The following is a 13,059-nucleotide window of genomic DNA, read 5'->3' on the forward strand; positions in this document are numbered from 1 at the left end:
GAACTAATAATTAATTTGGGATATTATTTTATGGAAGAGCAAGCTGAAAATTTAACACCCCTTGAACTGAAAATTATGCGTGCTTTACAAGAAAATGGACGTTTAAGTAATGCTGAGTTGGCAAAACTTGTAGGCATTAGTACATCATCTTGTTGGAATCATACTCAGCGCCTTTTTAAGATTGGGGCCATCTTGGATGTTCGTGCTCGGATCAATCCCAATACCGTTCAACGTGGTACTGTGGTGTTAGTCGGTGTAGTTTTGGATCGTTCAACTCCTGATAGCTTTCAGGCTTTTGAACAAGCATCGGGTGATTTGGAAAATGTTTTAGAATGTTATCTGGTAGCTGGGGAAGTCGATTATTTTCTCAAAATCCGTGTTAAAGATTTAGCTGCGTTTAATCGATTTCATAGCGAAAAGATTATTGCTTTACCCGGAGTAAGACAAGTCAGAACATTTTTTGTGCTAAATGAAGTTAAAACTGATGGCATGCTGGCATTTTAATGGCTCATCATGCTTTAACTTTCTAATACAAAAACTGATAGAGTAAAATGATTAAATCGTTGAAGTTGCTAGCTTCAAACCAAAGCCAAAAAATAGAATTCCTACGAGAAAGATTCCGCTCGCTGCAATTTTATGGTTCTCTTTAAAAAATGCCGAGAGTTTTATGCCAGAGAAGATTAATGCAGTTAAATAACTAAAACTAATGATCTGTAAAATAATCGCTAAAATTAAAAAGCTCAGAGCAGGATAAGCGTAGTCTGGTTCAACAAATTGAACAAAGAAAGAGAGGAAAAATAAAATTGCTTTAGGATTGAGTAAACTGATACTAAGTGCTGTTTTATAAGGATGAATTTTATCTAAAGCGGGTAAATCGGCCATTTCTGGTTGACGTTGATTACGTTGTTTCCAGCGTTGAATACTGCCTTGTAATAGTTTAAAGCCTAAGTAAGAAAGATAAAGTGCACCTGTTAATTTAAGAATAACAAATACCCATGGAAAGGCTTTAAGTAAAGAAGCAGCACCAAGCACTGTACACAGCATTAAAATAAGGTCGCCGGTGAAAATACCGAATGCACCCATATATCCGGTTTTAATACCATAGCGTGAAGCAATTGACATCACATAAAGAGAATTGGGTCCGGGCAATAACACAATTAGGAATGTACCAATAATATATGTTGTTAAGTCTGTTATGCCGAACACGAGAAACCCAATAAAAAACCGATTTTTGTCATGATAACAAAAATCGGTGATTTTGTATGAAAAGTGCAGTTTTTTAAGATTTTATTTCCGCATCAATTCCAAAAGACTGACGTAACAAAAGGCTTAATTGGTCACGTGCTTTGATAAAGCCATCAACACCACCTTGTAAAAGCTGAAATGCCATTAAGTCATGGTTAAGTTCATCTTTAAAGCTTTGTTCATCTTGCGCTGGTCGAACAATCGCTTCTGCTTGTTTTGCTTGAGAGGCATCAAGTGCCGCATCAACTGTACGTGTATCTTGCTCAAGTTGGGTAAGTAAACTTGGTGAGATCGTAAGTAAATCACATCCAGCAAGACCAAGTACTTGGTCGATGCTACGGAAGCTTGCACCCATCACTTGAGTTGGAATGTTTTGCTGTTTGTAATAGGTATAGATTTTCTTCACTGATACAACACCTGGGTCTTTTTCGATTGGGTAAGCATCTACACCTTCAGCTTTTTTGTACCAATCTAAGATACGACCTACAAATGGCGAAATTAAAGTTACTTTTGCATCTGCACATGCTTGAGCTTGATGTAAACCGAAAAGGAGGGTGAGGTTACAAGCAATACCTTCAGCTTCTAATACTTTAGCAGCTTGAATACCTTCCCAAGTCGAAGCAATTTTAATCAGAATACGTGACTGATCAATCCCATAACCTTTGTAAAGTTCACATAATTCATGTGCTTTTTGAATAGTTGCTTCAGTGTCATATGAAAGTGCAGCATCCACTTCTGTTGAAACTCGGCCTTCGATCAGTTTTAAAATTTCTACACCAAATTTTACGGTTAGAATATCAATGGTTCTTTCGATTAATTCATCATTGGTATAGCCTTCTTCTTTGGCTTGATAATAAGCATCTTCAATGAGCTCTTTACTTTCTGGTTGTTCTGCTGCTGCCGTAATCAATGAAGGATTAGTCGTCGCGTCTAATGGACGGAATTTACGAATTGCATCAAGGTCACTACTGTCGGCAACAACGGTCGTTAATGTTTTTAATTGGTCAAGTGCTGTATGAGTCATTGATATTCAACATCTTCAGTAATAAATCTTATGTTTTCTTTATAGCACAAAGTCTATTCATGCTGTCGATATATCAATTGTTATCTTTCAAAGAAAAACGTTTAGGTTCTGCATCTAAATTGAAATAATTTTAAGGCACCTGTTGCATTCTTTGCGTACGGATATACTCAATGAGATATCTAGCAGCGGCACCAAGTTCACTTTCCCGGCTCCAAACCAAGTCGACATAATATTCAAAGCGTGGAGTGAAATCCAATAAATCCAATACTTTAAGTTTATTTTTTAATTCAGGGTTTTCTTTAAACATTTCTTGAGGAAGAACACCCCAACCTAGATTACGTAAAATCATTAAACAAGCAGAGTGGTGGTTGTCTGTACGCCAATAATGTTTTGAAAAAAGTAATTCAGGCTTTAAAGTCTCATCACGACTTGCGACTACAATTTGTCGTGTAGTGAGGATCTGCTCATAAGAAACCTGATTTTGGCTGGCTAGAGGATGGTTATTTGAAATGACTGGAATTAGAGCCTCACGTTTTAGTTCTACAAATTGTTCTCTATTATCTAAGTTCTCGCGTTCAAACATCAGTGCAAGTTGGGCAGACCCGTCCAATAGCATTTGGAGCGCATCTTCTTGAGGGGCAGACACAATATTAATTTGTAAGTCTGGAAAGCGGTTCTCTAAAAGACAAATATAGTCAGTCCAATTGGTATGTAAGAGTTCAGAGACAATCACTATAGTTAAATTAGCTTCTAACCCTGTACTTAATGCATGAGCATGTTGTTTCCATTGATTCATCTCAATCAAAAGCTGAGATGTCTTTTCATATAAAACTCGTGCTTCGTCAGTAGGAATAGGTTCACGGCCTTTACGGTCAAATAATGTTAAGTTCAGATCAATTTCTAAGTTGGCAATAGACATGCTTACAGCCGAAGGAACTTTGCCAAGTTTACGGGCTGCTGCAGAAAAAGAGCCAGTTTCAATCACAGCTTGAAACATGAGTAGTTGTTCTTGATTAATATTCATCTGTCAAAAAAACTGAAAGAACCTGATTGGATTAATCAATATTATAAAAATAAAATGCACATTATCCAAGTAATTATTGAGTATTTAAAAATGTTGATTTCCAAGAGAAGACTCATTCATGCAATCAGTTATGAAGGAATTTTATTGGTCATCATTGCGATTGCATTAAGTTTTATTTTTGATATGCCGATGGAAGTGACCGGAACACTCGGTGTGTTTATGGCAGTGGTTTCAGTTTTCTGGAATATGATTTTTAACCATTATTTCGAAAAAGTAGAGCATAAATATAATTGGGAAAGAACGATCCCTGTACGGATTTTACATGCGATTGGTTTTGAAGGCGGTTTGCTGATTGCGACTGTACCGATGATCGCCTATATGATGCAGATGAGTGTTATTGATGCATTTATTTTAGATATTGGCTTAACCTTATGTATTTTGGTTTATACCTTTATTTTTCAGTGGTGTTATGACTATATCGAAGATAAATTTTTCCCCGATGCTAAAGCTGCATCACTTCATTAAGCTAATCTATTGAAATGAAATAAGCACCCAAAAGGGTGCTTATTTTGTTAGTTCATTATAGAAATTATTTTTCTACAATCGCAACCACACCTTCACCACCTGCTGTACAGATCGAGATTAATGCGCGGCCTGAACCTTTTTGATTAATCAATTTAGCAGCAGTAGCTAAGATACGACCACCAGTTGCAGCAAATGGATGGCCTGCACCTAAAGATGAACCATTTACGTTCAGTTTAGAGCGATCGATTGAACCCAAAGGTGCATCTAAACCAAGACGTTCTTTACAGAATTTTTCATCTTCCCAAGCTTTCAAAGTAGATAACACTTGAGATGCGAATGCTTCATGGATTTCGTAGAAATCAAAATCTTGAAGTTTAAGATTCGCACGTTTAAGCATACGAGGTACTGCATAAGCAGGAGCCATCAATAAGCCTTCTTTAGGACCGTTCTTGCCAATGAAGTCAACAGCTGCTGTTTCAGAGAAAGAAAGGTAAGCTAAAACTTCATGACCGTTTTCTTTTGCCCATTCTTCAGAAGCAAGCAAGACAACAGAAGCACCGTCAGTTAACGGAGTTGAGTTACCAGCTGTCATTGTTGCAGTTTCGCCTTTACCGAAAACTGGTTTTAATTTAGCTAGCTTTTCAACTGTGCTGTCTGCACGTAAGTTGTTGTCACGGTTAAGATCTAAGAATGGAGTCATTAAGTCATCAAAGAAACCACGCTCATAAGCAGCAGCAAGTTTTTGATGGCTGCTAGCAGCTAACTCATCTTGTGCTTCGCGAGTGATACCCCATTCTAAAGCAGTGATTGCTTGGTGCTCACCCATTGAAAGGCCAGTACGTGGTTCACCGTTACTTGGTGCATCAAGAAGCTTTTTAAAATCAATTTTTGTTAAAGCTTTAAGACGGTCTTTACCAGTTTTAGCAACATTGAGTTCAAGTAAAACTTTACGTAAACCATCACCTACAGCAATCGGTGCATCAGACGTGGTGTCTACACCACCGGCAATACCTACGTCAATTTGACCAAGTGCAATTTTGTTTGCAACAACAAAAGCTGCTTGTAAACCTGTACCACAAGCAATTTGAATGTCATAAGCAGGAGTTTCAGGAGCAAGATCTGTGCTCAATACAACTTCACGAGTCATATTGAAGTCACGACTATGTTTTAAAACAGCACCCGCAACGACTTCACCAATACGCTTACCTTGTAAATTAAAGCGCTCAACCAAACCGTTTAATGCTGCTGTCAGCATGTCAGAATTAGACGCTTTAAAATAAGCAGTATTTGAACGTGCAAATGGAATACGGTTGCCACCAATAATTGCAACGCGGCGAACAGTGTTTTGGCTCATGGTTTTATCCTGTTGAACAGAAGTTTTGGTTTTTGTTGCTTTTGGTTCTGCAGCTACATTTGAAGATGTAGAAGTAGTTGCTGTAGCGGCACTCTTAGTACGGGAGCTACGTGCAGGTGCAGTCGTTGAACGAGTACGTGTCGTTTTTGGAGTATTAGTTGCTGCTTTAGGAGTAGTACTGTTACGCTTAGCCGTGTTAGAAGCCGGCTTTGATGTATTTGACACTTTTTCCTGAGCAGAATTTTCGACTGCTGGATTTTCTTGAGTTGGTTTGCTCATAAGGCTTTTCCAAGCATATTAACGATATTCTTATAAGCTACCTTAACACAATTCAAATAGACCTGTATTGACTAGAATGACATTGTAGATAGCATTCAGGTCAAGACATCAAAAGATGAACTCAAGTATGATTTGGGATGACTCTAATGAACGGCCGCTTTCATATTGTTCCTCTCCATTTCATAACATAATGAAGCCTGTCGTAGAAAATCATTTTTTTGAGAGATAATAATCATGACTGATCAATACCAAGCATTTACACAATCTCCTATTGGTAAATTCGTTGTCAAAAATCTGGGTTTACCATCACCTGTTGTATTAGAGCGTTTTGAAAGTGCTCAGCCAGTAGTGAATGGTGCAGTATTGGTTGGCGCAGCGCCGTCAAGTGTATTGTCTGGTGCGATTGCACAAGTACTTAGCAATATTCATGCAGATAGCTATGTAGGTAATCATGTTGCATTACAGCAAGAAGCTGCAAAAGTTGGTTTAAATTTACGCCCATTTAATGCAGGCGATAAAGAATCAAAATTCAAAGCAGTAGTATTTGATGCGTCTGGTATCCAAAACTCAGAACAGTTAAATGAACTTTATAAATTCTTTAACCCGATTGCACGTCAAGTTGCGACTTCTGGTCGTGTGATTGTTATTGGTACAACACCTGAAACTGCAAAAACTGTAAAACAGGCGATTGCTCAGCGTGCACTTGAAGGCTTTATCAAATCTGTAGGTAAAGAATTTAAAAAGGGTATTACTGCCCAAGTTGTATATGTAGATGAAGGTGCTGCTGCAAACCTTGAATCAACTTTACGTTTCTTACTTTCTCCACGTTCAGCTTATGTGTCTGGTCAAGTAATTCGTGTTTCTAAAGCAGATGTAGTTGATGTTGATTGGGCAAAACCGCTTGCTGGTAAAACTGCGTTGGTAACAGGTGCGAGCCGTGGTATCGGTGAAGCAATTGCACATGTATTGGCACGTGACGGCGCGCATGTTATTTGTTTAGATGTACCTCAACAACAAGCTGATCTTGACCGTGTAGCTGCTGATATTGGTGGCTCTACATTGGCAATTGACATTACAGCTGCTGATGCGGGCGAAAAAATTAAAGCTGCTGCTGCAAAACAAGGTGGTTTAGATATTATCGTTCATAACGCGGGTATTACTCGTGACAAAACTTTGGCAAACATGAAGCCAGAGCTTTGGGACTTGGTAATTAACATTAACTTGTCTGCTGCTGAACGCGTAAATGACTATTTATTAGAAAATGGTGGTCTAAATGCAAATGGCCGCATTGTTTGTGTATCATCAATTAGCGGTATTGCGGGTAACCTTGGTCAAACCAACTATGCTGCATCGAAAGCTGGTGTAATTGGCCTAGTGAAATTTACTGCACCAATTCTAAAAAATGGTATTACCATCAACGCAGTAGCTCCTGGCTTTATTGAGACACAAATGACAGCTGCAATTCCATTTGCAATTCGTGAAGCTGGTCGCCGTATGAACTCGATGCAACAAGGTGGTTTACCTGTTGATGTAGCAGAAACGATTGCATGGTTTGCATCAACTGCTTCTACAGGCGTAAATGGCAACGTTGTACGTGTGTGTGGTCAAAGCTTGTTGGGCGCTTAAGCACTTTTAGCGAAATAGGGGTGCTTGTGCATCCCTTTTTTATTCAAGAATCTATAAATTATAAAAGGTTAGGTATGAATACTCGTCATTTTAGCCAGCTACCAAAAGCGGCATTGGCTTACCCAAAAGTAGTACAAGGTTTAATTTTTAAAAAGCCTAAAGGCCCAAAAATCTTACCGCAAGTTGAATATGTGGTTGATGTTCTAGAAATTGATCAGAACCATCTCAAAGCATATAACGAAGTATGTGGCTTTCAAAATAATGGCTTTGTGCCAGCAATTTATTTGGCTGTGCTTTCTCAAAGTTTGCAAATGCATATGATGACGGCAGAAGCCTTTCCATTTCCAATTTTAGGTTTAGTGCATATCCGCAACCAGATTAAACAGACTAGACCAATTGGTGTAACTGAAAAACTAACTTTGTCATGCAAATTTGGGGAACTAAAACCGCATGATAAAGGTGTTCAGTTTGACTTTATTACCACAGCAAAAGTTGGTAATGAAGTGGTGATGGAGGGCTTAACCACTTATTTATCTCGCCAAAAAGTCGAGAAAAGAGTGGGTGAGAAAGCTAAAGAAGAACAAGCACCTTCTTATGTTCCAAAAGCCCAGTGGGATATTTTAGAAAACACTGGCCGCCGTTACGCAAAAGTGTCTGGTGATTTTAACTTAATCCATATCCATGCCATCACAGCAAAAGCATTTGGTTTTAAACAAGCAATTGCTCATGGTATGTGGAGCAAAGCAAAAGCTTTAGCTAATCTTGAGCTGCCAAATGCTTATGAAGCAGATGTGTGGTTTAAGCTGCCGATGTTCTTGCCATCAAAAGTTGAGTTTTTAACTGCCAATGCAGACAAAAAGACTGATTTCTTGATTCGTAATGCGAAATCACAAAAACCGCATGTTGCAGGAACAGTAAAAGCATTATAAAAATATCAGCAGCCTAAGCAAATGTTTAGGCTGCTTTTGAGCAAAATAACAAAAAATGCAAGGAACTTCATGTGATTAAAGAAATTTTACTGGCCGATACCCATAACTATCACGGTATTTTAGATGAACGTTTTATTGATTTAGCTCACCAGTTCAGCCGTCTTCAAGATGCTAGAACAGGACAAGGTGGAGCTGCTTTAGCGGTTTATTTTAGAGGCCAAAAAGTTGTAGATATTTACACCGGTCTTCAATCACAAAATGAAGCTTGGCAACCCGATACCTTGGCAGTTTGCTACTCTACGGGTAAAGGTGTACTTGCAACTTTAGCGCATATTTTAGTAAGTGAAGGTTTTTTAGAATACGACAAACCGATTACGACCTATTGGCCTGAGTTTGCTCAAAATGGAAAAGAGCAAATGACATTACGTCATGTGCTAAGCCATCAAAGCGGCATGTTTGATGTTCGTAATATCATCGAAAGTGCGAGAGAAATGCTTGACTGGTCACATATGTTAGATGTGGTTGCGGCAACTAAGCCTAGATTCCTTGCGGGAGAGGGAAATGCCTACCAAGCCTTAACATTTGGTTGGTTGGTGGGTGGTATACTTGAAAAAGCAACTGGTCAATCTTTACATCAGCTCATGCAAAAATATCTGGTTGAACCTTTGCAGTTAGATGGTGCTTACTTTGGAACGCCTGTAAGCGAGTTAGATCGTGTAGCACGTTTAATAATTCAACCGAAACCAGAAAAACCAGCGTCTACTCAAGCTGAAAAACCTAAAAAGCCTCAGCCCCGTAAAAGTTCACTTTCTGAAAAAATGATTACGTGGACTGGACAAGACCCGCAAGATTTTCAGGATGCCATGATTCCAAAAGGAATGAAAAATTTTAGTTTCTTTAGTGATGAGGGACTTCAAGCAGTCATTCCGGCAGCGAACGGCACGTTTACTGCAAATAGCCTTGCTAAAATTTATGCGATGCTGGCAAATCAAGGCGAATGGGATGGGCAGCAATTGATTCGTCCAGAAGTATTTAGAGAGCTTAGTACCATTCAAAGTTATGCACGTGATCGTGTCATGCCAATTCCGATGAATTGGCGTTTAGGCTATCACCGTATTATTACCATGGGTAAACGCGCTAAGAATGGCTTTGGACATATTGGCTACAACGGTTCAGGGGCGTGGTGCGATCCTGAGCGTGATCTTAGCTTTGCCTATACGCATAACTTCCAGATTGGTTCAATAACGGGCGATTACCGTTTATGGGGACTGACTCAAGAAGCCTTACGGTGTACCGACCAAATTTTAAAAGGCCGTAAAGGCTGGTTCTAATTTTAATATTTTAAAGCTGGTATTTTTAAGCAATGCCAGCTCAATATTTATAATAATTCTAGTCGAATAATCGCTTCGGTATGGCGCTTGAAGTCTTCTTCAGCTAAACCTTGTAATCCAAGTTGATAAATACCTTCTAATCCGCACACAAAGGCAATGAGTCGCCACGCAATGTCTGTTGAGTTGGATATGTTTTTAAATTCACCTTGTTGTTTGCCACATTCAATGGCCTGCACAATTGTTTCATGCCAACTCTGCATAGCAAGGTTATAAGCCTTTCGTATTTCAATATCTTGTTCAATTAAGAGTTCAGCTTCATTCCATAGGCGTAGGTAGGGCTGAAGTCTATCGATGTTTTCTGCACCCAATAAAATGAAGACTCTTTGAAATTGGCTAGTTGTTTTTAAGGTTTGTTCAATTTCATCAAGCTGTTCCATCAGCTTTAAAAAAGCTTCAGCTTTTAAATGAGATGCCGAAGAAAAATGATGATGAACTTGTCCTGTGGAGGTTTGTGCTTCTGTTGCGATTCGACGTACCGTCATAGCTGCAAAACCTTCAGCCAAAGCAACTTGCATGGCGGCTTGCAGAATCATTTCTCTGCGTTGATCGCGATTAAGATAGGCCATGTTTATTTCACCTGACTGAATTCGACACAAACTACATTAAAATTAAAAGTTGGACAAGTGTCCAGTTGTGTATATAATAACCACAATTTGAACACATGTCCAAGTTCTGGATATCGAAGAGCGTTATGCAAAAGAAATGGTTAATCCTGACAATTATCGTCCTTATATATTTACCAGTTACGATTGACGCAACAGTGATGCATGTTGCAACACCATCTTTAAGTGCAGCATTGAATTTAACTGCCAATCAGCTTTTATGGATCATTGATATTTATTCACTGATTATGGCGGGTTTGATTTTACCGATGGGTGCACTCGGTGATCGTATTGGCTTTAAAAAATTATTATTTATTGGAACCGCAGTTTTTGGTGTTGGTTCGCTAGCTGCTGCTTTTTCTCCAACTGCCTACGCCCTAATTGCTTCCCGTGCTGTTTTGGGGTTAGGGGCAGCTATGCTTATTCCTGCCACTTTATCTGGCATTCGTAATGCTTTTACCGAAGAAAAGCAGAGAAATTTTGCACTCGGGCTTTGGTCTACAGTAGGTGGTGGAGGGGCAGCTTTCGGTCCATTGGTAGGTGGTTTTGTACTAGAACATTTTCATTGGGGAGCCGTGTTCCTCATTAACTTACCGATTATTTTAGTGGTTTTAGTCATGATCGTGATGATCATTCCTAAACAACAAGAGAAAACCGATCAGCCTATTAACTTAGGGCAAGCTTTAATCTTGGTTGTAGCAATTTTAAGTCTTATCTATTCAATCAAATCGGCTATGTATAACTTCTCGGTACTTACGGTTGTGATGTTCGTAGTGGGTATAAGCACATTAATTCACTTCATTCGAAGCCAAAAAAGAAGTACGACGCCAATGATTGATTTGGAGTTATTTAAACATCCGGTGATTTCTACCAGCATTGTCATGGCTGTTGTTTCGATGATTGCTTTGGTTGGGTTCGAATTACTTTTGTCTCAAGAGTTGCAGTTTGTACATGGGTTTTCGCCGTTACAGGCAGGGATGTTTATTATTCCATTTATGATTGCAATTAGTTTAGGTGGTCCACTCGCAGGAATCTGTTTAAATAAATGGGGACTTAGACTTGTATCTACTGTTGGTATTTTAATAAGTGGATTTAGTTTATGGGGGCTCGCTCAGCTTAATTTCTCGACCGATCACTTTTTAGCATGGACGTGTATGGTCTTTTTAGGCTTTAGCATTGAAATTGCCTTATTGGCTTCCACCGCTGCCATTATGTCATCTGTACCACCTCAAAAAGCGAGTGCAGCAGGTGCTATTGAAGGGATGGCCTATGAGCTTGGCGCTGGTTTGGGGGTTGCTATTTTTGGATTAATGTTGTCTTGGTTTTACAGTCGTTCAATTATTTTGCCAGAACAGCTTCCGACAAGCTTAATTGAAAAAGCGAGTATTTCTATTGGTGAAACCATGCAATTAGCATCTAATCTTGAAAACCCTGTGGGTGGACAATTAATTGCAGTTGCCCAGCAAGCTTTTAGCTATGCACATAGTTGGGTGCTTACCATCTCAGCCATTTGTTTCTTCCTTTTAACTGTATTTGTCTGGTTTAGTTTTCCAAAGAAAGTAAATTAGAATATTTCATAGTATTTAAAGTTTCGGTAGACAGTTTTTCCGAAACTTTAAAATTCATTGATAGTTCAGACAAATGGTGTAGTTCGCAGTTTATCTGTACGGATATGAGCTTTATGCGTTCACTCTCTTTTAAAAACAAAGTATGCTTATGCCTGTAACAAGGAGCATACATGTATCAAGTACTTGCTAGAAAATACCGTCCACGTAATTTCAATGAGTTAGTGGGGCAAAACCACGTTTCTCGTGCATTAAGCAGTGCATTGGAACGCGGTCGACTTCACCATGCTTATTTATTTACAGGAACGCGTGGTGTAGGTAAAACTACAATTGCACGTATTTTAGCCAAGTGTTTGAACTGTGAAACGGGTGTGACTTCTACGCCATGTGAAGTCTGTGCCACTTGTAAGGCGGTAAATGAAGGCCGCTTTATTGACCTAATCGAAATCGATGCTGCTTCAAGAACAAAAGTAGAAGATACGCGTGAACTTTTAGACAACGTTCCTTATGCGCCAACGCAAGGTCGTTTTAAAGTTTACTTGATTGACGAAGTACATATGCTATCGACGCATTCTTTTAATGCGTTATTAAAAACACTCGAAGAGCCACCAGAACACGTTAAATTTTTGTTTGCAACCACAGACCCGCAAAAGCTGCCAATTACGGTCATTTCACGTTGTTTGCAATTTACTCTGCGTCCTTTAGCTGTAGATGAAATTACCAAGCATCTTGGCGCTATTCTTGAAAAAGAACAGATTACTGCTGACCAAGATGCAATTTGGCAAATTGCCGAATCTGCTCAAGGTTCATTACGTGATGCATTATCTTTAACTGACCAAGCCATTGCTTATGGACAGGGTGCGGTACATCACCAAGATGTTAAAGAAATGCTTGGCTTGATTGATCGCACCATTATTTATGATTTGATTTTAGCGATTCATCAGAACCAACGTGAGAAAGTTAGTCAGCTTTTATTGCAATTTAGACATCAAGCGCTAGATGTTTCACTGGTGCTGGATCAGTTGATTTCGACATTGCATGAATTGGCAATTTTGCAATATTTGCCTGATTTGAGTTTGAAATATAGCGATGAAATCAATCGCAAAATCATGCAGCTGTCTAAGCTGATTTCTGCTCAAGATTTGCAGCTTTACTATCAGATTGCATGTAAAGGACGTTCAGACTTACAACTTGCCGTGACGCAAGAGCAAGGTTTTGAAATGTGCGTTTTACGCTTATTGGCATTCCGTCCTTTAGCACCAAATGAAATTGTAGTGTCAGAGCCAGTTCAGCAAAATGGGCAAGCAGTGGTAGCTTTGAGTCAACAGACTCAGCCCACAGCTCAGGAGATTACTCCAGTAAATACTGTTCAGCCTGTTGAAGTTATTAGCCAACCCGCTATGGTTGAACCTGAACCTGAACCTGAACCTGAACCTGAACCTGAACCTGAACCTGAACCTGAACCTGAACCTGAACCTGAACCTGAACCTGAACC

Annotated in this window: 12 protein-coding genes; 7 read left to right on the forward strand and 5 right to left on the reverse strand. The window is 39.2% G+C overall.

Translation table 11 applies throughout. From position 1 onward, the window contains the following. The first annotated feature begins 30 nt into the window (after positions 1-30). Positions 31-504 carry an Lrp/AsnC family transcriptional regulator gene (locus F931_RS06835; RefSeq protein WP_016140663.1) on the forward strand — a complete coding sequence of 158 codons (474 nt, stop codon included), beginning with the start codon at positions 31-33 and terminating at the stop codon, positions 502-504. A gap of 51 nt (positions 505-555) precedes the next feature. Here the strand turns inward: F931_RS06835 and leuE are convergent, their stop codons facing one another. The 3 genes from leuE to yahB form a co-directional block, all read right to left on the reverse strand. Then, complete coding sequence (gene leuE / locus F931_RS06840; RefSeq protein ID WP_016140664.1) at positions 556-1,206, reverse strand: leucine efflux protein LeuE; 651 nt, start codon at positions 1,204-1,206, stop codon at positions 556-558. Positions 1,207-1,279: 73 nt separating this feature from the next. Further along, positions 1,280-2,269 carry a transaldolase gene (gene tal, locus F931_RS06845; RefSeq protein WP_016140665.1) on the reverse strand — a complete coding sequence of 330 codons (990 nt, stop codon included), beginning with the start codon at positions 2,267-2,269 and terminating at the stop codon, positions 1,280-1,282. Between the two features lie 130 nt (positions 2,270-2,399). Then, entirely contained in the window at positions 2,400-3,293 is an 894-nt protein-coding gene (yahB, locus tag F931_RS06850) for an HTH-type transcriptional regulator AceR (RefSeq protein WP_016140666.1), read from the reverse strand. Between the two features lie 90 nt (positions 3,294-3,383). Here yahB and aceI point away from each other — a divergent pair, with 90 nt between their 5' ends. Beyond that, positions 3,384-3,818, forward strand: a complete 435-nt coding sequence (gene aceI / locus F931_RS06855) for a chlorhexidine efflux PACE transporter AceI (RefSeq protein WP_016140667.1) — start codon at positions 3,384-3,386, stop codon at positions 3,816-3,818. 64 nt (positions 3,819-3,882) lie between these two features. Here the strand turns inward: aceI and fadI are convergent, their stop codons facing one another. Beyond that, positions 3,883-5,451, reverse strand: coding sequence for an acetyl-CoA C-acetyltransferase (gene fadI, locus F931_RS06860; protein WP_016140668.1), 1,569 nt, complete (start codon positions 5,449-5,451; stop codon positions 3,883-3,885). 234 nt (positions 5,452-5,685) lie between these two features. On the opposite strand from fadI, the gene F931_RS06865 reads away from it, so the two are divergent. The 3 genes from F931_RS06865 to lipL all read left to right on the forward strand — a co-directional run bounded on the left by F931_RS06865 (position 5,686) and on the right by lipL (position 9,337). Further along, the gene (locus F931_RS06865) at positions 5,686-7,077 is read left to right on the forward strand and encodes a 3-oxoacyl-ACP reductase (protein WP_016140669.1); all 1,392 of its coding nucleotides are present in this window, start codon (positions 5,686-5,688) and stop codon (positions 7,075-7,077) included. A gap of 74 nt (positions 7,078-7,151) precedes the next feature. Further along, on the forward strand, positions 7,152-8,006 hold the full coding sequence (locus F931_RS06870; RefSeq protein ID WP_016140670.1) for a MaoC family dehydratase: 855 nt from the start codon (positions 7,152-7,154) through the stop codon (positions 8,004-8,006). Positions 8,007-8,077: 71 nt separating this feature from the next. After that, a complete protein-coding gene (gene lipL / locus F931_RS06875; protein ID WP_016140671.1) occupies positions 8,078-9,337 on the forward strand; it encodes a serine hydrolase domain-containing protein in 1,260 nt (419 codons plus the stop codon). A 47-nt stretch (positions 9,338-9,384) separates the two neighbouring features. On the opposite strand, the gene F931_RS06880 is transcribed toward lipL, so the two are convergent. Next, on the reverse strand, positions 9,385-9,963 hold the full coding sequence (locus F931_RS06880) for a TetR family transcriptional regulator (RefSeq protein ID WP_016140672.1): 579 nt from the start codon (positions 9,961-9,963) through the stop codon (positions 9,385-9,387). A 125-nt stretch (positions 9,964-10,088) separates the two neighbouring features. Here F931_RS06880 and amvA point away from each other — a divergent pair, with 125 nt between their 5' ends. Together amvA and dnaX are read left to right on the forward strand one after the other, a co-directional pair. Continuing rightward, the gene (gene amvA, locus F931_RS06885) at positions 10,089-11,567 is read left to right on the forward strand and encodes a multidrug efflux MFS transporter AmvA (protein ID WP_016140673.1); all 1,479 of its coding nucleotides are present in this window, start codon (positions 10,089-10,091) and stop codon (positions 11,565-11,567) included. Between the two features lie 170 nt (positions 11,568-11,737). Then, positions 11,738-13,059 (forward strand): DNA polymerase III subunit gamma/tau (gene dnaX, locus F931_RS22360; protein WP_016140674.1); only part of this gene is annotated, 1,322 nt, incomplete at its 3' end.

This window comes from Acinetobacter pittii ANC 4050, from assembly GCF_000399685.1.
Classification (GTDB): Bacteria; Pseudomonadota; Gammaproteobacteria; order Pseudomonadales; family Moraxellaceae; genus Acinetobacter; species Acinetobacter pittii_E.